This is a genomic window from Paenibacillus sp. 2003 (assembly GCF_031455635.1).
GTDB lineage: Bacteria > Bacillota > Bacilli > Paenibacillales > Paenibacillaceae > Paenibacillus > Paenibacillus amylolyticus_B.
This window is the reverse complement of the sequence record NZ_JAVDTB010000012.1, coordinates 104573-126874: the sequence shown is the minus strand read 5'-3', so window position 1 is coordinate 126874 and position 22302 is coordinate 104573. Positions and strand designations below refer to the sequence as shown.

General features: G+C 44.9%; 19 protein-coding genes. 7 read left to right on the top strand and 12 right to left on the bottom strand.

All coding sequences use genetic code 11. From position 1 onward, the window contains the following. Positions 1–94 precede the first annotated feature (94 nt). On the top strand, positions 95–865 hold the full coding sequence (locus J2X75_RS28335; RefSeq protein WP_310342682.1) for a class I SAM-dependent methyltransferase: 771 nt from the start codon (positions 95–97) through the stop codon (positions 863–865). Positions 866–902: 37 nt separating this feature from the next. Beyond that, the gene (locus tag J2X75_RS28330; protein ID WP_310342680.1) at positions 903–1391 is read left to right on the top strand and encodes an SRPBCC domain-containing protein; all 489 of its coding nucleotides are present in this window, start codon (positions 903–905) and stop codon (positions 1389–1391) included. A 98-nt stretch (positions 1392–1489) separates the two neighbouring features. Here the strand turns inward: J2X75_RS28330 and pbp4 are convergent, their stop codons facing one another. Next, on the bottom strand, positions 1490–3598 hold the full coding sequence (pbp4, locus tag J2X75_RS28325) for a penicillin-binding protein PBP4(5) (protein ID WP_310342678.1): 2109 nt from the start codon (positions 3596–3598) through the stop codon (positions 1490–1492). Between the two features lie 177 nt (positions 3599–3775). Here pbp4 and J2X75_RS28320 point away from each other — a divergent pair, with 177 nt between their 5' ends. Next, positions 3776–4180, top strand: a complete 405-nt coding sequence (locus tag J2X75_RS28320) for a CBS domain-containing protein (RefSeq protein ID WP_074093601.1) — start codon at positions 3776–3778, stop codon at positions 4178–4180. Positions 4181–4281: 101 nt separating this feature from the next. Here J2X75_RS28320 and J2X75_RS28315 read toward each other — a convergent pair whose 3' ends face one another. The 3 genes from J2X75_RS28315 to J2X75_RS28305 are packed head-to-tail and all read right to left on the bottom strand — an operon-like array spanning position 4282 to position 5670. After that, positions 4282–4722 (bottom strand): hypothetical protein, encoded by a 441-nt coding sequence (locus J2X75_RS28315; protein ID WP_310342676.1) that lies wholly within the window; start codon positions 4720–4722, stop codon positions 4282–4284. Further along, a complete protein-coding gene (locus J2X75_RS28310; RefSeq protein ID WP_307539795.1) occupies positions 4719–5168 on the bottom strand; it encodes a hypothetical protein in 450 nt (149 codons plus the stop codon). The genes J2X75_RS28315 and J2X75_RS28310 overlap by 4 nt, the downstream gene beginning before the upstream one ends. Positions 5169–5193: 25 nt before the next feature. Beyond that, positions 5194–5670 (bottom strand): GyrI-like domain-containing protein, encoded by a 477-nt coding sequence (locus J2X75_RS28305; RefSeq protein ID WP_310342672.1) that lies wholly within the window; start codon positions 5668–5670, stop codon positions 5194–5196. A 306-nt stretch (positions 5671–5976) separates the two neighbouring features. Here J2X75_RS28305 and J2X75_RS28300 point away from each other — a divergent pair, with 306 nt between their 5' ends. Next, positions 5977–6579, top strand: coding sequence for a hypothetical protein (locus tag J2X75_RS28300; RefSeq protein ID WP_310342670.1), 603 nt, complete (start codon positions 5977–5979; stop codon positions 6577–6579). Positions 6580–6819: 240 nt separating this feature from the next. Then, a complete protein-coding gene (locus tag J2X75_RS28295) occupies positions 6820–9060 on the top strand; it encodes an S-layer homology domain-containing protein (protein WP_310342666.1) in 2241 nt (746 codons plus the stop codon). A 130-nt stretch (positions 9061–9190) separates the two neighbouring features. Here the strand turns inward: J2X75_RS28295 and J2X75_RS28290 are convergent, their stop codons facing one another. From J2X75_RS28290 to J2X75_RS28270, 5 genes are all read right to left on the bottom strand, one after another. After that, a complete protein-coding gene (locus J2X75_RS28290; RefSeq protein ID WP_310342663.1) occupies positions 9191–10177 on the bottom strand; it encodes a phosphotransferase enzyme family protein in 987 nt (328 codons plus the stop codon). Positions 10178–10580: 403 nt separating this feature from the next. After that, the gene (locus J2X75_RS28285) at positions 10581–11069 is read right to left on the bottom strand and encodes a hypothetical protein (RefSeq protein WP_310342660.1); all 489 of its coding nucleotides are present in this window, start codon (positions 11067–11069) and stop codon (positions 10581–10583) included. Positions 11070–11144: 75 nt separating this feature from the next. Further along, entirely contained in the window at positions 11145–12716 is a 1572-nt protein-coding gene (locus J2X75_RS28280; protein WP_310342658.1) for a glycosyltransferase family 39 protein, read from the bottom strand. Between the two features lie 203 nt (positions 12717–12919). Then, positions 12920–13321 (bottom strand): iron chaperone, encoded by a 402-nt coding sequence (locus J2X75_RS28275; RefSeq protein WP_307539816.1) that lies wholly within the window; start codon positions 13319–13321, stop codon positions 12920–12922. Between the two features lie 253 nt (positions 13322–13574). Beyond that, positions 13575–14237 (bottom strand): M48 family metallopeptidase, encoded by a 663-nt coding sequence (locus J2X75_RS28270; protein WP_310342655.1) that lies wholly within the window; start codon positions 14235–14237, stop codon positions 13575–13577. A 153-nt stretch (positions 14238–14390) separates the two neighbouring features. Here J2X75_RS28270 and J2X75_RS28265 point away from each other — a divergent pair, with 153 nt between their 5' ends. Further along, positions 14391–15146 (top strand): GNAT family N-acetyltransferase, encoded by a 756-nt coding sequence (locus tag J2X75_RS28265; protein WP_310342653.1) that lies wholly within the window; start codon positions 14391–14393, stop codon positions 15144–15146. Positions 15147–15332: 186 nt separating this feature from the next. On the opposite strand, the gene J2X75_RS28260 is transcribed toward J2X75_RS28265, so the two are convergent. After that, positions 15333–17711, bottom strand: a complete 2379-nt coding sequence (locus J2X75_RS28260) for a GH36-type glycosyl hydrolase domain-containing protein (RefSeq protein WP_310342650.1) — start codon at positions 17709–17711, stop codon at positions 15333–15335. A gap of 129 nt (positions 17712–17840) precedes the next feature. Continuing rightward, positions 17841–18260 (bottom strand): ester cyclase, encoded by a 420-nt coding sequence (locus J2X75_RS28255; RefSeq protein WP_310342648.1) that lies wholly within the window; start codon positions 18258–18260, stop codon positions 17841–17843. A gap of 303 nt (positions 18261–18563) precedes the next feature. On the opposite strand from J2X75_RS28255, the gene J2X75_RS28250 reads away from it, so the two are divergent. After that, positions 18564–21080, top strand: a complete 2517-nt coding sequence (locus J2X75_RS28250; RefSeq protein ID WP_310342646.1) for a transglutaminase domain-containing protein — start codon at positions 18564–18566, stop codon at positions 21078–21080. Between the two features lie 69 nt (positions 21081–21149). Here the strand turns inward: J2X75_RS28250 and J2X75_RS28245 are convergent, their stop codons facing one another. Further along, positions 21150–22145 carry a cysteine peptidase family C39 domain-containing protein gene (locus tag J2X75_RS28245; protein ID WP_310342644.1) on the bottom strand — a complete coding sequence of 332 codons (996 nt, stop codon included), beginning with the start codon at positions 22143–22145 and terminating at the stop codon, positions 21150–21152. Between the last annotated feature and the right edge of the window lie 157 nt (positions 22146–22302).

The following is a 22302-nucleotide window of genomic DNA, read 5'->3' as shown; positions in this document are numbered from 1 at the left end:
CTGTCCATTTGATCCCATTCGACAATTTACAATAGAACGATTCGGCACAACTCTCTTGTCCTGTTCAAACAAATCACATTGGAGGAGTATGAGAATGAAAAACAAAATAGATTACGCTGACTTTTATGAACGCGTAGGCCGGACGAATGGCTGGAACTTCAGCTCCATGAACGTTGTCTCGGAGAACATCGGATGGAACTTCTATGAGGAAGTTGTTCGCCATACACGATCGTCCGATCTGTTACTCGATATTGGAACAGGCGGTGGAGAAGCTGTTCTATCCATTGCAGAAGAAGCCTTGTTATTGGTGGGAATTGATCTCGCTCAAGGAATGATTGAAACTGCACAACAGAATCTTCTGGCTACGGAAGCTCATTCCGCGGGAACTCATTCCAATGTACGCTTTCTTCATATGGACGCAGAAAAACTGTATTTTCCAGACTGCTTCTTTAATGTGGTATCTTCCAGACACTCCGGATTCTCTGCTTCAGAAGTATTTAGAGTTCTTGCTCAGGGTGGGATATTTCTAACCCAGCAGGTCAGCGAACATGATAAATCCAACCTTTCAGAAGCTTTTGGACGTGGACAGAGCCTTGGCATTCAACCCGGCACATTGATGGAACGATACAAGCATGAACTTCAAATAGCAGGTTTCCATGACATTCAGGTCCGTGAATATAATGTGGTGGAGCATTACGCTACACCCGAAGACTTGATGTTTCTCCTAACCCATGCCCCCATTATTCCTGATTTCGGAAAGGTAGAAACGGACGTTGAACGATTCCAGAAGTTTGTGAGAGAACATTACGAAGAGAAGGGCATTCGTACCAACTCGGCACGCTTCATGATTACTGCAAGAAAATAATGGCTAACCTTATCTTAAAACTATTGGAGGAAACACAATGTCTAGTCCAGTTGAAATCTCTTATCGCTTCAATGCTCCACGCGAACTTGTGTTTAAAGCATTTACCGACTCAGAACATCTGCAGAACTGGTGGGGCCCAAAAGGTTGGTCGTTAAATGTTGCTGAATCAGATTTTCGTTCGGGCGGTGTCTTTCATTACAGCCAGAAACCTGCTGACGGTGACACCATGTGGGTCAAATTCGTATACAGTGAGATTATTGCATCAGAGAAAATTATATACACCAGTTTCTTTTCTGACGAGAAAGGTCACATTGTACGTGCACCCTTTGACCAAAGTTGGCCGATGAACACTCTAAATACTCTAACGTTCAGCGAAGAGGAAGGGGAAACAGCCATTACACTGACTGTTTCTCCCGCATCTCCAACGGAGGAAGAACTTCAAACTTTCGAGGCTGCAAAAGAGATGGTACAAGCGGGGTTTACCGGAACACTCAATCAATTAACCGAATACTTAACAAAGATATAATCCATTTCGTATACCCTTGGTATAACTGCAAATAAAAAAACACCGTTACCGGTGTTTTTTTTTTTATTTATAACTTCTCTCTACGTTCTTCACACACTTTATTCTTCTGCAATGTTTTCCCCGTCTGGCATCTCGAGCTTCTCCAAGAAAGGCTTCAACTTATCCACGACATAATGGCTGCCTCCTCGGCCGTTCACCTCTTCAATCACAGCGGATAACAGGAAGGTCGGAGAGTCGGTATCAAACACTACGAAAAATCCGTTTTCCTGTCCCTTCTCTCCCTTTTTTGCTTTCAGCTCGGCTGTTCCCGTCTTGCCCGCGAGTCCTCCAGGAATTGAATTCAAGGTGTGGGCCGTACCTCCCTGCCGGGAAACAACTTCTACCAAAGCATCCTTAACCGTATTTGCGGCTTCCGGAGTAATGATTACCTCAGGGTCAGTGCTTTCTTTTCCCTCGATTAGAACAGGTTTCACCAGCTTCCCTTCATTAATAAAAGGTGTAAATGACGATGCCAGATGTATCGGGGACATTAACATCTCCCCTTGCCCGTAGGACGTATCAGCGAGTAATACCTCGGAAGACAGATCCAGATGTGCTTCATTGGCATATTGGCTTGGCTTCAGATACAGTTCATCCAGTCCAAAGTTATCACCAAAACCAAACTTCTGGATCCCATCAATAAACTTGGCGCTGCCCATCTCGATCGCTTCCATGGCAAAGTAAATATTGTCCGAGTACACTAGTGCATCGACCATATCTACTGGAGATAAACTCTTCACACGCTTGACATAATAACCGCCCCAGCTATCGTCTTTACGCCATTGCAAGCCAGAGATATCATGTGTTTTGTCCGCTGTAGTCACCTTCTCCATCAGTCCCGCTGCGGCTGTAATCGCTTTGAAGGTTGATCCTGGTGCATACCGGGTAGTGACTCTGTTGATAAAAGGAAGCTTCTCATTCGCCGAATAAGCATCCCACTCTGCCTGTGTAAGTCCTGTAACCATCTTGTTCGGGTTATAGGAAGGTGCGCTCACCAACGCCAGCAAGTTGCCGTCCGTCGGATTCATCAGAACCATCGCACCAGCGTCTCCACCACCGGACAATGTCTGATACAATTTCTTCTGTTGTTTGGAGCTAATCGTCAGTTGAACATTCTGTCCATCTACAGCATCCTTGCGAATAAGCTCAGAACGGGAGTTGCCGGATTCATCCGTAATTTCAATCAATCCACCACGTTCACCACGCAGCTGTTTCTCCATGGACTGCTCCAAACCCGCTTTGCCAATCCAATCCTCTGCGCGATAATAGCCTTCTGTATCCTTATCCAGATCTTCCTTGGTGGCTTTGCGCACGTATCCAATCAGGTGCGCAGCCGCATTGCCGAGTGGATAATAGCGGATTTCCTTGCTTTGCATCGTAACCCCGCTTAAAGATTCTGGTACGTCAAACTCCTCCGTTGAACCAATCGGGACAAAGTACTCCGGCTTCACCCATGTCTGTGCAAGCGCCTTGTGAATGGCATCTTCCGAAACCTGATAATGACTTGCGATTCGGGTAATCATCTGGTCCGGGTTATCACCAAGTTTCCCAGGTACAATGCCCCACTCGTTCATCGTGCCCTTGGTAGCCAGTGGCAAGCCATCACGATCCACAATGTCTCCACGCTCAGGGAACAGTGTCCTCACGCGTACCTTACTGCCCTTAATCATGTCATTCAGGATCAGCGAGGGCTGCCAGTTAATTTTCCAATTTTTGCTTCCATCTTCAAGCTCCTGCCGTACCAGTTTCAATGTATGCGTCTCACTGACTTCTCCCAAAAAAGTTGTCAGCTCAAGGTTATAATCCACCTCATATGTATCCGGGTTTTGTTTCTCCGCATCGGTCTTACTGTCATCGGCCGCCGTTTCGGCAACATCCACTGGCTTAACCTCCGCCTTGACGGTGGATACTTCCATGCCCGAATAGATCGCATTGTATTTTTCAACAAATTGTTCCTTGTTCATGCCCGACTCTTGCAGCGAAGCAGGTGTCATCAAGGTATACAGCTGATCAAACTCTTTTTTTTGCAGATGCTCTATGTACTGATTCACGGTAGTCTGGGGCTTGGCTTCTGCTTCTTTGTTATTCTGCATGTATAGATACATTCCGATTCCACCTGCAAACAAGATGGGTAGCAGTCCGTACATTAATTTACGTTTGGATTTCATGGTTACATCACCTCTAATATACACTATAGATTTCCAGCGCCATTTAAACAATGAAACAAATCTGACGAATTTATCATTAAAAATAGCCGAAAGCTCACATAATATGTTTAAATAAGGATAGTGAGATTACATACTAAAGCTTTTTTGCTATGCAAAAGGCTGAAAAGGAGCCCGATGATGGAAATCAGCTATTTTTTACTCCCCAAAGCCGAAGTGGCCTATATCAAGTCTACCGCTTCCATGAAAGATGCTATTGAGCAATTGGAATCGCACCACTACACCGCCATTCCCGTGATTGACCAGGATGGAAAATATGTTGCTACCCTGTCCGAAGGCGATTTGTTATGGAAAATGCGAAATACACCCGGATTGACTTTTGATACGATGGATCAGGTTCAAGTCCATGAGATTAACAATCGGGTATATAATGAATGTGTATTCATTGAGGCTGAAATGGAGGATATGCTGACACTTGCAGCAGACCAAAATTTTGTGCCTGTGGTGGATGTCGATCGTGTCTTCCTCGGTATTATCCGTCGTAAGGATATTATTGAATACTATACGCGTAACATTTCGGATTAGATGAAGTCGAACATTCCGTAATAATTGAAAGGGTACTCCTGTGGTCATGTTTGGCCAAACCGGGGTACCCTTTTCGTTGCACGGTATCGTTGGAATTACCTCTACTTGCGCTTAGCCCGCTCTTCGTTGTAATAACTCAACACGTCCCTCGGGATTCCCTGAAATGCACGCTCTCTGCCGAACTCATACGCCTGATGCAGATACAAATACGCCTCGTCATGCTGTTCAAGTCTCATGCAGATCATGCCGAGATCGATCAATGGACTCGTACTTCTATCCGAACTCCGCGTACTTAACGATATCTCAGCCCACGGCTTCGCCAGTCCATACTGCTTCAGATCAATATGTGCATTCGCATGACAGGAAGCGATCCAGCTTGCAATCTCCCATTCCATCTTTGGCTCCGGCAACATGCCCCATGCCTGATCATAATAGATGAGGGCTTGTTCATGCTGCTGCGTCTCGTCCAGTACATTACCGGCTTCTACGGTTTCAATAATCTGTCGCTCCAGTTCGGCATGTTCCGGTGTCAGCTCTTTCATTGCACCGTCTCCTCCTCCAGGACGAAATACCATTCCAGAAAAGCATTGAAATCAGCCCACTGCGGTTTACTCTCGCCATTAAGAAACCGTTCGATGGACTCCCCCAGTTCCACCAGCACCACTTCTCCCGTCTGACGATTGTAGAAAAATCCACCTTCACCTTCAAAACTGTCCATTGGAATATATGCCTCGGGAAGTCCCAGTGTAAGCTGTGCTACATTCATGTCTTCCATATATACGGTGTTCTCCATAAACCAGCAGATCTGATACAACTCCTGATGCCTGCTGTAAAATGTTGGCCCATCCTCTGCATGTAAATAAAATTGTGCAAAATCCGAATGAAGATCAATCTCAAGCTTCCGTAATGCTTCTTCGTATGCCGCTGGAACATCTTCATGCCACCAGCCTTGCTCCTGGCAATGATCAATCACTTTGTTGGATAACATCGTCGGCCTCCTAATTCAATCTTGCTCACACAGATTTTACAGGTATCCAGACTTGGGGAGGTGTGCCGTGACCTCTATATACTTCAAGTTCCGGAATCCCTGCATGCTTATATGAAGTGGAAGGAAACCACTCTGTCATAATATGGTGCCACAACCGTTGTATTGCTTCCGGCTTTAATTCATCGGCCTCAAATACAACCCAACGGGACGCGGGAAGTTCGATGGACACCAAACCTTCAGGCACTTCACCTGAGTGAGAGCTAGCAATCCAATACTCCATTTGATTTTCATGCAGCTCTCGCTGATCTACACAGATGCCTACCAATCCGAGAATGGCTCCGTTATTGAACCCGTTTAAACGTTCCTCAATTCCGTCTGCCAAAGCATCCTGCCACATCTTAGGAATTCCTCTTAAATTCTCTCCATCCACACAAGAGAACGTTCGTTTGATGCCCACAAAGGTAAGGGACTGCTGTTCAATCACATGTTCATTCACATTCATTCGATGGACTCCTCTCCGAGAGCGATATGGGGCACGGTTCTCCATGACCCATTCATGAAAACATTGTTCCATATATGATATATACCTCCGATATGTCCTACAGTTACTGTATCAAAAGAGTAGGTAGATTGGAAATAGTGCCAGTACTCCTGTTCATATGAAAAGAAAATTTACCTACCACTCGTTCCTGCTCAATATTGGGAGAATGAAATGCCGAGTTTGCCCCCGGCCTTCTTTTCCTTATTCTGGTGCAACTTTATTCTTACTCGTTCGTCTAACTACTGACCAACAACGAAGGAGATGACTATGCGAATAACTTGCAGCCCCGGTTTCCCAGGAAGCATGATTGGATCGATTGATCTTCAGCCATCGAAGTATTACAGTGCACCATCCATGAATAGCAAGATCACAGATTATGTTGACCCCGAACTCGTTACCATTCCCTATGTGGAAAATCCGGAATTCGGATCACACTTTGACGCCATGAAGGTCATGAACGGAACTTATAAAGATGAAATGCATGTGAGCTATGATGTGGAGTTTACGATTGATGTAGATAAAAAAGGTTATATTACGCAATTTGAACATACGTTCCAGCTGGAACGTTATCTGGATCTGGTTCGCACACAGTCCTATAAAGTGATCAAGACAAACTGGCGCGGACAAACATTTCACGTGATGACGTACAGTTACGTGGAGGAAGTCATTCATCCGAAAAATGTTCTTTTTAAATGTAACCTCGCAGAAGACGTTTTTGTGGTAGCTGAACTTGTCTCCAATCGCTCAGATGAAAGTGCGACTGAGCACGGTATCAGGGATCTGCATTTCCGTGCATTAATCTCGGCACGAGATGATCTGTACCCATTAGATTATATGTGTGAGCCTGATTTCGACCTGAGTCTCGACTAAAAAGCAGATACATATGTAGAAAGAGCATAGGCTGTCCCGTATCAGTGGGGCTGGCCTGTGCTCTTTTTTTTCCACAAATGAACCATCAGTTCTACTCATTCAAACACCCTCCTTCGCACGCCTGGCCTTATGCTCCCATGCCTGGCTCTAAGCAAAACCAGCTGTAATGTCGATGAATATACCATAATGCTGAACATGCAGATGTTCTTCGTACGTTCAGATATGAGAGGGGTTGGAAACATGGTTTACCGGAAAAATAAAATGCATTCACTGTTCACCCTGCCCTTGGCAGGGCTGCTGTTTCTGTTATGGGGTGCTCAAGCGGCACATGCGGAACAGGTCGACAGTTTGTTACCTGAGCGAAGTCAGCAGGAGATTGTCCAAAAGTGGAATCAGTGGATGAATGGCAATGATACATCTCCCCTGTATACAAAGACACCTTCGACAAGTGCTCCCTACTCTGCTGGTGTGGTAAGTGACGCCTATCTGGAACAAGGGCTGAACGCAGTCAACTTTTATCGTTTTATCACGGGGCTACAGGGCGATCTTGTGCTTGACCCGACATTGAATCGTCAAGCCCAGCATGGGGCTGTTGTGGTCTCCACGGGTGGATACCTGTCCCATTATCCAGAGCAGCCAGGAGATATGCCAAAGGATTTCTTTGACACAGGTTCAAAGTCTGCCAGCAGCTCCAATCTTTACGTTACCAGCAGTGCCAAGAATAACGTCCTGACAAAAAGCATTCAGGCCTACATGAATGATTCAGATGCCTCCAATATTGATCGACTCGGTCATCGGCGCTGGATTTTGAGTCCACAACTGCAACGAATCGGTTTTGGACTTGCCACTCGTAGTGAAGCAGGCAAGACATATGATCAGTACTATAGTGCCATGCAGGTATTTGATAAAAGCAGAACGGGGGGAACTTCGTTCAACTACAGCCTGTTCCCGAATCAGGGAGCTTTTCCAATCGAAGCCTTTGGCAGTACACAGGCCTGGTCTGTTCAACTGAATACAGATGTATTTGCAAAGCCATCACTGTCTGAGGTACAGGTCGAGATGACTCGGACTTCCGATCAACGTACGTGGACCTTTAACGCCGAGAATCAGAACAGTGGCTTTCCAACCGGTTATTACAACGTGGACCCTGCGGATAAACAATGGTTTAATCAAGCCTATTTCAATGTAGAGACAGGTGGATATGGATATGGTTACGCCATCATCTTCCGTCCCGACGATGTGCAATTGTTAAAAAACGGCGATACGTTCAACATTCGAATTACAGGTCTGCAAAAGAAGAACGGTACAGCAGCGGAAATCTCATACGCCACACGTTTCTTCCATGTTGACGGTGTTCAAGATACAACACTTACCCGTATAACGCCAGGACAACCAAACCTGAAAGTCCGAGCAGGAGAACAGATTGATCTGCCTTCGATCACTGCCGTGAATGATAACGGAACATCCTATGTTCCACAGTCTAACGTTTCCTTCACCACCACGTCAGATCGCATTGCCATCAAGGATGGTAAAATCATTGGACTTCAGGCTGGTAAAGCCGAAATTCGGATTCGTTTTGAAGGGAAAGAAGCGGTTGTCTCTGTTACGGTAACGGGAATCCCCCAATTAACTGATATCCGCACACATTGGGCGAAAGATGCCATTCAATGGGCCGTTCAACAGGAGATGGTCAGTGGATACGAGGATGGAACGTTCAAACCCAACAATCAGGTGAGTGAAGCCGAATTCCTCTCCATGTTGTTTAAGCTGTATGCGAATTCCCATGTCATTCAGAGCATCGATGCTGCAGAGGGACAAGCTATCAAAGGAAACATCTGGAGTGATCGTTATTATACCTATGCTTCCGCGTTGAATCTGAATCTGGATGCCAGCAAACAGAATCCGAAGATGCGCAATCATGCCTTGAACCGAACAGAAGTAGCCTTAATCGTGGCGGGGCTTGGTGGTAAAAATTATACCCAGGATGAAGATGCCATCCGGTATCTGCTGAACATGGGATACTCTTCAGGCAAAACTGCAGCTACGGTGCAAGGTTATGCGGGACAAGAATCCTTGACCCGGGCAGAGGCCGTTGTTTTTCTCCAGAACCTGAAGGAAAAAGGCTTCGAACTATGGAGCAGACCGAAGAATGCCACTGAAGCTACCGAGAATGAAAAGAACGGCGGACTACCGGATCAGACCATGAAAGCAGTATATTCTGCCGATCACACACTGGTCCTTCAAGGTACGTTCCCGGCGTATGCCAACCAGACGATGCCGATCAAAATCCATGGTCCTTCGCCTGCTGTAGAGCACATCCAGACGCAGCAGGTTACCACAGATGCCTATGGCAATTTTAAACTAACGGTAAGTAACCTTGACGCGAAGGAACTTAACCTCTATGTGGACGTGCGCGAAGATTATTCCTACTGGATCAGTGTAGAAGCAGGGCGTACTGCGATAAGTGATTATACCGAGTAACATGTAAAAACCAGCTTAGGAATTCTACATTGAATTCCCAGCTGGTTTGTTTTTTCTCGAAACATATTATTTTTGGTGTGAACATGACATATTTTTATGGAATTGAAGAAGCGTCTGGCTGCATTAGAAATTAAATCGGATGACCGAATTGCTCTGCCTTTTCTGTCATTATCCTCTCTAACCTCGCTCTTAGTCCGCTCATCCACTCCGGCTCATGTGACCACTGCTCTGCAACAGATCGAAGCATACGCACATAACCGTACAAGTTGGCAAAACGGCGACAAGCGGGGAACATACTCCCCAGATCATAACGTTCTCCCGCCTTGGACCAATACCCGTTCAGGAACAATTGCCTCTTCTGCCCCCATTGTTCAGGCTCGATCTCCTCACGTAAACTATCCAGACTCTGTTCCACGTCCATTGCGTACCAGTGATACATCGAGTCATCAAAATCAATGGCATAACAAGACTGGCTACCTTCATCATAGAAGACATTATCCAATTCAAAATCGTAGTGGATGAGTCCGAAATTTTGCTGGGTCATCGGCCAAGTCGCAAAATATGTTCGGAGAAACTCCACCTCGTTCAGAGCAGCCCTTTCACCAGGAAAACCCTTCAGGATCTCCTGCATCCAATCCAAAACATCCGTATAGGTCCAGCGTTTCTCCTTCTGCTCAGGCATGAATGTACGTGATAAATGATGCAGCTCACCCAGCGCCTGACCATAGCTGTACAGGATGGAGTCATTCAAATCAATACTTCCTAACTGTGATCCGGGGACTCGCTTGAATACGGAAGCATAGTACGTTCCCCATGGCGTATGAACTTCTACAAGTTCTGTTCCTGAATGAGAAGGTACCACCTCCATGGCTCCATACTGATTCGTTCGAAGATAACGGAGGAACTCCAATTCCGCGCTAAGGTTGACTTGATTTTTTTCCTCTACCGGAGCAAATCGAAGTAATCTCACTTCCCCCTGATCTCTGAACGGATACACGGCATTGGAGGATATACGATAATACTGAAACATGTCCAGCGACTCAGGATCATAACTCCACTTCTTTAGAATCATCTCGGCAAGATCATTATTTTGAAATAAATATTTTAAATTTAACATGGGCATTTCTCCTTTGGTCTTTTCATGGGTATTGCTTCTAGGCATCGAATGTCTATTTTTGCGCGCAAAAAGCCGCAGGCTATGCCTGCGGCTTTTAAAGATTCTGAGTGTATGAGAAATTTGCACAAGCAAATAAACCTCACATACGCCAGAAAAAATGAGCAGTTATATCCCTATATATCAGCAGATCTCAGATCGACTGGGAAACTGGATGTGTCCCACACTGTATCTGAATGATCTGCCGGAATTATTCAGTTTATGCTTACCTTCATTGTAGTAATAGAACATACCATCTTAGACCGTCGTTTCATGACGCTCACTCCCTTCAAAAAACCAGTTGTTACCATAATAGCCGATAAGCCAAATGTAAGCAATTACAAAATGATAATACTCCCATCATTTTTTACTGGACAACCATCACCCGTTCAACCGTCTCGGTGTTGTCCTTATACCACACCATAACGATGTTTTCTTTTTGAAGATCAGACACTTGAATGGACGAATTCGCACTTGGGCTGGAATTGCCCGAGCGCGGCGTCCCCATGCCTTCCGTGATAGCAACAACATCACCTATATTCAATTTCATCTCCATTCCGGTATCCTTCCATTCCATGCTTGGGGATGAGTTGGCCTGCACCTCAAGTAACGCCAGCGTAACTGTGTTTCCATTCACGGAGATGACTCTACCCGTAATGTCGGCATTCATCATCCCTTGCGTCATTCCAGGACTGCCTGTTCGATCATTCATGCCCGGGGTGCCCCTTCCACCTCTCGGTGTTCCTACATTCATGCCCGGGCCACCACCATTCGGCATAGCGCCACCGTTCATACCTTGCACAGAACTGGTCTTGGTAATATTCTGGGCGGTTATCACATCGCAGGCCGTAAACATAACCGAGCACCCCAGCAAAAGGAGTATTGTAACCGATGTGAAATATTTATTTTTTCGCATATGATCACCTTTTTCTCAGGGGATATCTCTCCAAGGTACTTTACGATGGAATATGAAGTCATACGTATCTTTGAACCCCATATAGGACAGCACAACCAACATTGGATATACAGGGTAGATGTATCTGGACTTAATTTCCCAGAGAATATAAAACCCGATGAATCCGAGAATGACCAGGATTAAGGAGACTTCATCATACCGTTTACGACGAATTCCACCGGCCAACCGGAAGAAAATAAAACAGTACATCAAGAAATTCATCACATATACGATCCAGAGTAAACCCGTCCGATAAGCCGAATCCCCTTGCAACAGTTCTGTTATCGCATTGTTATAACTATAGGAGCCTGCGATTCCACCTCCCCTTCCTCTTCCGGCACCGATGGAACTTTCATTGCCGATTCCGTAGCGGTCCATCTGGTATGTCCCTTCGGTCCAGGTCCATATAATCTTTTTGTAATACATCTGCACCAATTCACTCGCACTTGCTTCAGACAGCTTGTTGCCAATCTCTTGTTTGAACAAATCTGCGCTTTCAGCCTTATTGTAGTTGGCCTGCCTCTGATAGATCTGATAACTCTCCATATTGTCCCAGAAGCCAAAGCGCTCCAGATTAATCCCCATATTCAGCCACATATAGACCGGTGCCGCATTCTCTCCAACAGGTTCGCTCACTGCACCGGAGGATTCAAGAACCGCATTCTGAGTCCAGGTTGGTACATTAAACAACATACCTAGCACACCGATGGAAATGATGACTTTCTTCATTCCGATGCTCCACATATTCAACAGGATATACATAATGGCAGCGATTAGCACGATTACGCCGATGCTTCGGAAGTAGTGGCCCATTGCCAGAAAAACGGCGGCAATGACGATTGTTTTCCAAGACTTTTCACGTACAAAACGAATTAAGAAGTATAGGCATGATGTCAGAAATGCTGTGGCAATCACATCGTTATAGATCAGGTTGTTCAGGAACAGGGAAGGCAGGTACGTCGCTGCAAAGATCAACACACCGTAATCACGTTCCATGGATCTGTCATTCACTTGTTTATAAATAAGATAAATCATGAACGTTGTTAACGTTGAAAACAAAATATTAAATAGTTTGATGACCAGATAGTTATCCGGGAACAGGTACAGCAGCGTTTTCAGGTACAACACGATCGAGTAGTTAAACGGGAACATGTGCAGATAACCACCCGTTTCAAACGAAGAGTAGTCTTGGTCATACAGCATGTTCATGGCAAGTGACAGAACGGTCTGCGAATCATCGGTGGGTACTCTCGGAAATACAAAAATGATGATGATCTGAAGGGCCAGAGAGCAGAACAGCACAATCGGAATGACAACCTTTGGGCTGTATATGTTCAGTTTCAGGCATAGAGCATATAACCCGACACCTGAACCAAGAAGCAAAAGAGTGACCGGGAGAAAAACACTCCACTGCTGCATGCCCAAAATAGGATTGTCCCCATACAAGGCATAGTTGTACTGTGCCCGAACCAACAAGGACGAAACAATAAACACCGCAACAAACACGAGCAAAATGAGATAAAACGACTTATGCAGCATCTTAGACATGCCAAAACTCCTTTTCCATTACAGGATTCCGTGAGTATTATAATCGCTCTGGCTGAAAAATCGCTGAAAGGAAGTATCATTTGCAATCGGTACAGATCGGCATGTGTATACAGACAGAAAAAGACCGTCCCTTCGATAAGGTAACGGTCTATATGTCCATTCTTTTGAAAGTATAGGGTAGGGTATTAGCTAATTGTTGAAGATCAATTCTCGGCCTTTTTAATTTTGCGTTTCTTTTCCAGCGCGATTTCCACATTTTCTTTCACCCGAAACTCCACAATCCGGCGAATCAGATCCTCCGGCAATGGCTGATCCAGCGGAAACTGCACAGATCCCTTGGCGCCTTTATACTTGGAGAGCTCCTCCTTGAAAGCCAGAATTCCACTTGGAGCAGGATAAAACCCGATATGATGCTGGTATGCAGCAAAATGAACCAGATTCCCATGCTGCGCATACGTGGGCATCTTGTAGCTGATCTTCTCTTCGGCGTTCGGAGCCGACTCGCGAATAATCTGTCTTAACGCCTGTAATCTCACCTGTACATCGGGTGCAAACTCCGAGATATATTCATCTACCAGCACCGAATAATGGTTACTTTCAGCCATTTTGGACTCCTTCCACCACGGATATAGCAATGAATTCGTGGTACGGGCATATTTGCTTATATTGTACTTCAAATGGACGAGCGGGACAGCTATTTTCATGCAATTTGAAATGTTAATCCCATCACTTGAAAGTACTGTATCGATAGACACAACAAAAATCCGCGAAGCACTCACTGCAACAGTGGGACTCTCGCTGATTTCACGAATGATAATGAGGAAACTATCGTATCCAAGTGAAAGCTTAAGCCTGAAATTACAACGTCATGGCCCGTCCATTTCGCATCAGGTAATCTTCTTTTGTTTTGTAATCCGGCATGATACTGCCAATACGCCGCCAGAAGGAGCGATCATGATTCATGTGGTGAATATGGCAAAGTTCATGAATAATGACATAATCCATCACTTCCAGTGGCGCCATCGCCAGGCGATAATTGAACGTAAGCTTTTTATCCCAGCTGCAACTGCCCCATTTGGTGGGGGAATCTACAATCTCTATCGACTTTGGCTTCACTTTCAACTCCTGCTGATAACGTCCAATGCGCTCCCCAATCATGCGTTTACACTCGGCAAAATAAAACTTCTTCAGATTCGCTCGCAGCTCTTCTTCTGTAAGTCCCTCTACAGAAATTAATTCATGTAATGCGTGTTCCTTGCCAAAAAGCAAAAACTTCCCTTTGCCTTCGTCTTCGTATTCCTTGGCTTGAGGACCATCGAGCGCCCGCTGCATCAGAGCGGATTTCTTCAAAATTACATCTCCATGCTGCTCCACAAGTTGCCGGATCATGTCTTCACTGGTACCATTGGGTGCTTTGATCGTTACCATATAAGGCAAGTCCATCGTGATGGAAACTTTCTTGCGTTTGCCGTATTCGATATGACAGTTAATGTTATGACCTTGCATCTCTATCGTTAACATAATGCGCTCCGCTTCTGAAGTTATTCATTCAACCAAATCAAATTGTATACCATCTCCGACCATAATGCATACTGTTTGGCGATATATCTATCCGCGTTGTATTTTTATACATTATTATGTATTATTATTTAATCATAAAGTCGGAGGTTGGATATGACGCATACCATAGATTCAGAATACAAAACCATTGAAGAACTATCCCTTAATCACTGGCAGCCCTTGTCCACCTTACTGTATGACGGGTGGGTACTCCGTTTTGCCAAAGGATATACCAAACGTGCCAACTCCGTTCAACCTATCCACTATTCAACTCTGGATGTGCATGAAAAGATTGAGGAATGTGAGCGTATCTATGCTTCCAATCAGTTAAGTACGATTTTCAAAATCACGCCGTTTATTCAGCCGGATCATCTCGACCAGCTTTTGCAAGAAAAAGGGTATGGCGTTGTCGATCTGACCCGTATCCAGACTCGGAGTCTGGAAGAGATCAAAGAGCCTGTGCACCAAGCTGTACAGATTGACGAACAGTTGACCACAGCGTGGCTGGATCACTTTTGCCGACTGAACAAGGTGAATGATCTGCAACGGGAAACGACGAAACTTATGTTGAACAATATCCGGACAAAGGCAGGTTTCATCTCGCTGTTAATTGACGGGCAAGTCGTCGCTTGTGGATTTGGTGTCATCGAACGTGGCTATATTGGATTGTATGACATCATTACAGACGCTAACTTTCGCAATCAGGGACTTGCTGAACAGATGATCCTTCACCTCCTGCATTGGGCAAAAGAGAATGGCGCCACGTCCAGTTATCTGCAAGTTGTTGCGAATAATGTACCTGCGTTAAAGCTCTACGCGAAGCTGGGTTATTCCGAGATCTATAGCTATTGGTACAGAGTCAAAGAATAGAGTGTTTGCTAATCAAGCTTAGCTTGTGAATTCTTTCATCATATTCAGTCTGACAAACAGATTCATTCAAAACAACATCTTGAAAGCAAAAACTGCCCTCCTTCTATAAAGGAAAGGCAGTTTTTAATTTTTCTTAGTGATTGTCCAAAACTCTTCACACCGTTTATCAGCTACTCCGTACTCTTTCTACAAAGGCAGCTTCACTAACACCTCATATTTCATGCCGGCTTGTATATTCTTGATGATGTCGCCTGCAATCCGTTGACCGTCAACATGCACTTCAATCGCCTGGACAGTTGCATCCTTCTTCATGTTTACATGCAGCTCAGCTCCGCGGAACAACCGCGTAACCGATGCCTCGTTCCAATCTTCTGGCAACTGCGGACGCACTTGAAGTCCTTGCGCGTGACCTTGCAGTCCAAACAATCCGTCGATCAGGCAGCGATACACCCAAGGTACTGTGCCGGTGTTGAACAGATGACTGGAGCGCCCAGCTGTACGTGGGAATTGACGATAAGCTCCGCGATAATAATTCGGGATAAATACGGGTAGCTGACCCCGCTGGAGAATATCCTCGCCATCAGGACCCGGAATCATTTTACGCAGCAAACGATACGCCTTCTCCTTCTCGCCCACCAGGTACAACGCGTAAATATAGAACGCCGCCGCGTGATTGTACACGGCACCATTCTCCGCACTTCCCGGATGTTTCTGCGTAACACGGCCTACATCTTCCCGCATCGCTGTGAAAGACGGCGCGAGCTTCTCAATACCATATGGCGTCTCCAATTGCTCCTCTACGGCACGGATTAACTTCTCCTGTTTCTCCTGATCCGCAGCACCGCTCATAAGTGCCCAGCTCTGAGGATTAATATAGATGCGTCCTTCCACGTCCTTGCTTACACCAAACACTACGTTATCATCCGTAATGCCGCGCGCATACCAGTCCCCATCCCACAGATACTCATTCGCTACCGCATTGGTCTGATTGGCTTCCTGACGGAATTCCGCTGCAACCTCGGCATGCCCTGCCTGTTCAGCAAGATCTGCCCAAACATTAAATGCATAAGCCGTTGCAATGGTCAGCCAGCCGGATACGCCTTTGCCTTTGTATCCCACCATGTTCATCGGATCACACCAGTCACCCTGATTGATATAGTTCAACCCACGCGCATCCCGCTCGTGGATCAACCAGCGCATCGCGAGATTCATATGTTCCAGTACGGAAACCTTCTGTTCACTGTCTGTAAAAGGAACCTGTTCCTCCAGAATGCTATAGTCATTTGTTTCATCCAGATAAGTCTTCATACAGACCGGAAGCCAGATACAGTGATCGGTATGAGGAATCTGGTTAATATATTTCAATTCTGCGTCGGGGTGCAAAATAATTCCGTCCGGCATGGCGCCGCTAATATGCTGTTGTGACAATGCAGTCAGGAACGCAGCCCGCGCAACCTGCGGTTGAATGTAACTCATCCCCATATTATCCTGCAGATAATTCCGGGTCTGTGGATCGGTCGATAGACGGTTTGTTTTCCCGTGATAATACATCTGACGAGGTAGCCAGTGATTCACGACATTATCCAGCCAGCTGTCCGGTGTCTCGATCTGGATGTTTCCTTGCCCTTCCGCAATATACTCAGCATACTCCTGCTCGGCTGCGGTGAAACCATCCTGTCCTGCCTCATTCTGCTTCACAAAATAATGCTGACGAATGCCTTCAATCTCTGCCTCATCATGAGCCGGGCCAAAGATAAATCGGTAGGCCTGCTCAGCACCAGCTTCCAGATCTACTCTGTATTGCAATACAGCCACAGGTGTCTCATAACGCGCATCTCCGCCAGCGAGTGTCTCCGACTGAAGAGCGGAAGGATTATGAAGTCCGCCTTCGCCTTCAAAGCTCTCTTGATTCACTTCCCATGCGATCGGTTGATGATCTGCAAGCAGATAGGTTTTGTCGCTGTAGGTTTTGATTTTGCTATAATCCTGATATTTCTGATACGGTGTAACCGCCGAGCAGACAATGCCCTGTAACTCTTCCACATAGGAACCGGACTGGTTCATCCATGACATATAACCGACTGTATAATACGGGTAGATACTCAGCTTGCGTTTTCTCGAAGACAGATTGGTTACCTTTACACGCCACAGCTCCATAACATCTTCCTTCGGCAGACGCAGGGACATCTCGATGCAAATGTCGTCCTGAATCACTTTCCAATGAATATCATGTTTGCCTACAGCGAACGTATAGCTATCCGCCTGCTTGCGAACCGGTTCATACGGGGCAGAGAAGATTTCGCCACTTACTTCATCTTTAATGTAGACAAACCGTCCCGGATGGTGGGCATAGTATGGCTGCTCCGGTTGCATGAATGTCTTCGCTTCCAGGTTGGGCGCGTACGAATATTTGGCAGGTTCGGGCTGCATGAATTGGGCCACCGCGTACCCCCGGCAATTCACATGAATCATCATCTTTTCATTCCAAAGAAATCCGGATGCCTTCGGTAAACTTGTCGGGCTTGTTAGTTCAACATACTGATTATCTTCCGTTGCTTTAATCATCACTGAACCTCGCTTTCAGATTATGAAGTCAAAAGGCAGAAAACGTTTTAGGTAACTTGTATACAACTTGGTTCATTATAACACGGGAACGCTTACAGAAAATCAAAAACTAAAAAAGAGCTGAAAAAATCAGCTCCGATTCCGTACCAATTGTTTCTCGATTCCCATCCTGTCGATCTGAATCCAATACTCTGCAATTCGTTCGTTTTCCACTCGGTATACCGCACTCGCAATTTCAATCACCGGGAGGTTGGTTGGACTGTATCCGTCCACTTCGCCAATATGGGTACCCGTTTGTCTCCAGCGCACATAGACTTTATCACCTTGCGTCAGCATCTCTTGAATTTCGAATGAAAATTCCCCGTAAGCTTCGATCATTTCTCGCACATGATCTGCATAATCAGAAGGTGTTCGGGTGACCGTGACCTCATCTTCGGATATCACTTGATGAGCCAGTACCTGTTCCGCCATCACGCTGCTTGCATAATCAGGATTTCGGCCTGATCGGACCTCTTCAAAAAAGGTTCTGACAATCTGTTCTGCTGTCATCTGAGCCCCTCCAGTCTATTCAATTGTTTCGCTTATATATAAATATGTAGTAATTCTTGTATTCTAACATGGAACACACGCTACGGAATTACAACTGTTCTATTGTTCTACAGGACTTAAAACCTACCCTCACACCTTGACAATGCGTCAATATGACCATAAACTAGCAAAGGATATCAGGAAATTAATAGGAGGTTTGTCCGTTAAGAGGTTTGAGTAAGGGTTTTAACCATATCTGATAATCTTTCGGTGTGTAGAACGTAGCCATTAGAGCAACTCAGAAAAACAAGAAAGCGGTGTATCATGAAACGTCTTTTTTTCATTATGTTTGCACTAACCCTGTTACTGGCTGGATGCCAGAGTACTGAGCAGGAAAGCAGTCCGTCCGAGAATAATCCTACCGAAGTCGTAGAAGGTTCTACCATTTTAAGTTTGAAGCAGAAATACGGCTCCGAATCGGAACCAGCGATCATGCCGATGTACAACGTAGCTCAGGATGAAGAATTTACGTTCAAGTTTAAGGCAGATTTACGTAAAAGTAACCTGTCAGCTAGTGACATTATTAGTGTACATACCGATATTAAAGCACTCAAAGCAAGCGATGTATATGCCATTCCAGAAACAAACGACAATAGTGTTTCCATTAAACCTCTTGGGTGGGGTGTTTTAAGTTCAGATTCCATGATGAACAAGGATCAAAGTTCTTGGGGTGGTGCCCCAATCTATTACATTCGCCTGAATTATGATCCGGATGCTGAGAAGCTAACACTGCTTGATCAACCCATCATTATTCCATTTACAGTGAAATCAGAGTTACCTGTACCCAACTTAAGATACGAAATTGACAAAGACAGACGGTTCAAGTTGGTCTGGGACAAGGTTGAAGGTGCCACCGAATATAAAATTTATAAACGTTCTGACCTAACCAACTTTGATACAAATGTACCTCTAACTGGCGCAGAGGATGCTTTCAGTAATAGTCTGCCTTTAGATATTGCGGTAACAACAGAGACGTCTTTCAATGATTTTTTGAGAGATGGAAAAGGCGGGCTAGGCACTTATAATGAAATGATAACTACCACTCAGAACAATGGTATACGAGGAGAATATTACGTCACTGCAATCGGTGGAGGCAAAGAATCCAATTTTAGCAGAGGTGTCCCTACAGCTCCGCTTGCTTCCCAGTTACCAACATCTCTGAAAGAACAATTGTATAGGGAGAAATTAAAGAATATAGATGTACTTCCTCAGAAGACAACAGTTGAGTACAATGACGGATCTCTAGCCCGTGAAACCATTGTTTATGATACCGAAAGCGTAGAGATTTCAGAGTTCAATGAAACGAATATTCCTTTTCATATTAAAGGAACAGCTCTGAAAAGTTACGTGCGCGTAGAAAATGTGACTCAAGCAGACCTGGACAGACTTGCTCAGCAAACCGTAGCCGATTCCAGCAACGGACTGGTGGAACCGAAGAATGACACAACTTACGTCCCTGCGCCTGATGTGCCAACGATCATCAACAATCATGATGCACCTGCGTCTGCAACGGAAAAAGAAGAAGAAGCAACAACTTCGGAAACTCCAACTACAGAGTCTACAACCGATACTGGGACGTCAGAAGATGCAACTGATCCTCTATCTACTGAGGCTTCCGATGATAATTCTTCAGATATAGCTTCTGAGGAAGCTTCCAATGAAGCAACTGCTCCAGCTCCTGAAGCTGTAGAAGACAACCTGGTAGATGAACAGAAATCCAATACACAGCAAAATGTAGAACAAGGTAACCAGGAAACCGTGCCTCAGCCTGCTACAGGTGATGCAATGATCAATGCAGATTCCGCATTGGAAGAAGTTTTAGCCAAAAACATGATTGCGGCACAAGATAAAATTTCGTTAAAAGCTTTCCCCGAAGCTCAAAATTTCACGACACTCTCAGATGTTGTTCTGAAAGTGATGTACCAGAATCCATTGATTCTTGGTGTGGAAGGTTTCGAATACAACTATGGTACGCTTACCCTTTCGATTCATTATAATGAATCGGCTAGTAGTATCCAGAAGAAGCAAGATGAGATTATTGCTAAAGCGAACGAAGTGGTGGCTTCCATTATCAAGGATGGCATGAACGAAGACGAGAAACGAAAAGCCATCTACGATTATCTGAACGATAACGCGAAGTATGATGATGCGGCGCTGGAAAATGCGGAGCAGAACAACTTCAAAAATGTCGATCCGCAGTTCAATGACTCGTTTACCACATACGGTATTCTGGTCAAAGGTGTTGGGGTATGTGCCAGCTATGCTTCCGTTTACAAATTGCTCTCGGATCTCTCGGGACTGGAAAGCATCGTTGTAACAGGCGCTTCCAGCGGCGTCCCACATGCATGGAACAAGGTCAAAATCGGAAATGAATGGTTCCATGTCGATGCCACCAACAACCTGACGAACTCCGGCATCCCATACTTCCTGTACAATGCTAACGATGAGACTGCTGCAAGTCAGAAAACGATAGCGGATCAAGATTATTGGCTTGATTCCGAGCTCGCGATGTTTAATGGCGAGAGCGATGCCAATGATTATTATGTACAGAATGATCTCGAAGTCGCATCTATTAATGAGTACAAAACCAAGGCTGAGAGTGAACTTAAAAAAGGAAAGAACCGGGTTGTTCTCCGCTTTGCCTCACCTGTGGACTCTGATGAGTTGATGACAGCTGCCGGTGAAGCCCTCGCTGCGGTCGATGAAGCCCTTCTGAATACAGCACAATTAGCCACGCTTGGCAGTTATGCCATTCTGGACCCGAAACCAGAGCAGAAGTAACTTAGTTACACAGGAATCCCCTTTGCTTTTTCACAAGCAAAGGGGATTTTTTTCTATTGTTAGATGACTTCAAACCATTGATTTAACCTGTTGTAATCTCGTAATAAAAGAAGAAATAAATGCTTTCTCTTTCATGAGATTCTCTCGCAATCTCTCATTTATTTTATTTAGTGTACTTGCATCACGCGTTATATTGTATTTCAGAACTATATTTCTCAATTTAAAGTAGTCCTGTTTCAGAACAGTGCTTAATTCCATAAAGGTTTCATCTCGATCAATGATTGATTTCTCCATTAAATAAGATAAACGTAACTCCATTAGTAGCTTATGTTCATACAAAAGATGAAAGACTCGTGAATCCAATGCTTCTCCAACTAGGGCTGCCTGCTCAATGTCGGTAAAGATGCGTTGAATGGCTTGCATTCCAAAATCGTATTTCTGATCTCTCACTAAGTCATATGTCTCGCTTGAGTTAAGATAGTTTTCCATTGCCGTAATAATCTGCTCCACATGAATTGCATAATTGATATTCTGGATAGGCTTGAGAAATCTCACTTCTGTCCAAAAACTGTACTCATTAGACATGGTCCAGTAGCCTTTCTCAAGTTCATCCAGACTACATACGGTTTGTATGAATTTACCATCATCAAGATTATCAGCAATGTATATCAAATTTTGATCCAGGTCATACCCGTACACCAATAATTCGTGCATGAGATGTTCTTTCTGATAATAGTCTGTACACGCAAGGTAGTATCTATCTGCATAAATATATAGATAATACCCCATATCTATCGCTTCCGTAATCACTTGCTTAAGTGATGTTCCCCATTTGCTAATTACAATTTCTTGCGGCAGGTTGTAAAAGGAAATTCCCGGACAGGTACTTAGCAGAAACTGATGAGAATCAAACGAAAAAATTCCCCATCCATGTGCATACCTGATTTGTATAAAGTTATTGAAAATCCATGGCCATAAATCTTCGTGCATAACGGATGTTAATGTCCCATATGATGTGTACGTGCTTATGACAGGGTCACCTAGTTTAAGTACATTCTTGGCCATTACAGAATTCCTCCTTCGATTCCTAGGCATAGTGTATTGATCTGAACAGATTCATTGTATAAGCAACGCACTCTCAGAGCTGGGAGCGAAGATCATGTTCTTGAATATATTACCATGTGCCTTTCCCATTTTATATAAGAACGCTTTCATATATAAA

What these genes read in the sequence shown, in the direction of transcription:
- J2X75_RS28335 (WP_310342682.1), top strand. Translation starts at nt 95, where the DNA reads ATGAAAAACAAAATAGATTACGCTGACTTTTATGAACGCGTAGGCCGG.
- J2X75_RS28330 (WP_310342680.1), top strand. Translation starts at nt 903, where the DNA reads ATGTCTAGTCCAGTTGAAATCTCTTATCGCTTCAATGCTCCACGCGAA.
- pbp4 (WP_310342678.1), bottom strand. Translation starts at nt 3,598, where the DNA reads ATGAAATCCAAACGTAAATTAATGTACGGACTGCTACCCATCTTGTTT.
- J2X75_RS28320 (WP_074093601.1), top strand. Translation starts at nt 3,776, where the DNA reads ATGGAAATCAGCTATTTTTTACTCCCCAAAGCCGAAGTGGCCTATATC.
- J2X75_RS28315 (WP_310342676.1), bottom strand. Translation starts at nt 4,722, where the DNA reads ATGAAAGAGCTGACACCGGAACATGCCGAACTGGAGCGACAGATTATT.
- J2X75_RS28310 (WP_307539795.1), bottom strand. Translation starts at nt 5,168, where the DNA reads ATGTTATCCAACAAAGTGATTGATCATTGCCAGGAGCAAGGCTGGTGG.
- J2X75_RS28305 (WP_310342672.1), bottom strand. Translation starts at nt 5,670, where the DNA reads ATGAATGTGAATGAACATGTGATTGAACAGCAGTCCCTTACCTTTGTG.
- J2X75_RS28300 (WP_310342670.1), top strand. Translation starts at nt 5,977, where the DNA reads ATGCGAATAACTTGCAGCCCCGGTTTCCCAGGAAGCATGATTGGATCG.
- J2X75_RS28295 (WP_310342666.1), top strand. Translation starts at nt 6,820, where the DNA reads ATGGTTTACCGGAAAAATAAAATGCATTCACTGTTCACCCTGCCCTTG.
- J2X75_RS28290 (WP_310342663.1), bottom strand. Translation starts at nt 10,177, where the DNA reads ATGTTAAATTTAAAATATTTATTTCAAAATAATGATCTTGCCGAGATG.
- J2X75_RS28285 (WP_310342660.1), bottom strand. Translation starts at nt 11,069, where the DNA reads ATGTTTACGGCCTGCGATGTGATAACCGCCCAGAATATTACCAAGACC.
- J2X75_RS28280 (WP_310342658.1), bottom strand. Translation starts at nt 12,716, where the DNA reads ATGTCTAAGATGCTGCATAAGTCGTTTTATCTCATTTTGCTCGTGTTT.
- J2X75_RS28275 (WP_307539816.1), bottom strand. Translation starts at nt 13,321, where the DNA reads ATGGCTGAAAGTAACCATTATTCGGTGCTGGTAGATGAATATATCTCG.
- J2X75_RS28270 (WP_310342655.1), bottom strand. Translation starts at nt 14,237, where the DNA reads ATGTTAACGATAGAGATGCAAGGTCATAACATTAACTGTCATATCGAA.
- J2X75_RS28265 (WP_310342653.1), top strand. Translation starts at nt 14,391, where the DNA reads ATGACGCATACCATAGATTCAGAATACAAAACCATTGAAGAACTATCC.
- J2X75_RS28260 (WP_310342650.1), bottom strand. Translation starts at nt 17,711, where the DNA reads ATGATTAAAGCAACGGAAGATAATCAGTATGTTGAACTAACAAGCCCG.
- J2X75_RS28255 (WP_310342648.1), bottom strand. Translation starts at nt 18,260, where the DNA reads ATGACAGCAGAACAGATTGTCAGAACCTTTTTTGAAGAGGTCCGATCA.
- J2X75_RS28250 (WP_310342646.1), top strand. Translation starts at nt 18,564, where the DNA reads ATGAAACGTCTTTTTTTCATTATGTTTGCACTAACCCTGTTACTGGCT.
- J2X75_RS28245 (WP_310342644.1), bottom strand. Translation starts at nt 22,145, where the DNA reads ATGGCCAAGAATGTACTTAAACTAGGTGACCCTGTCATAAGCACGTAC.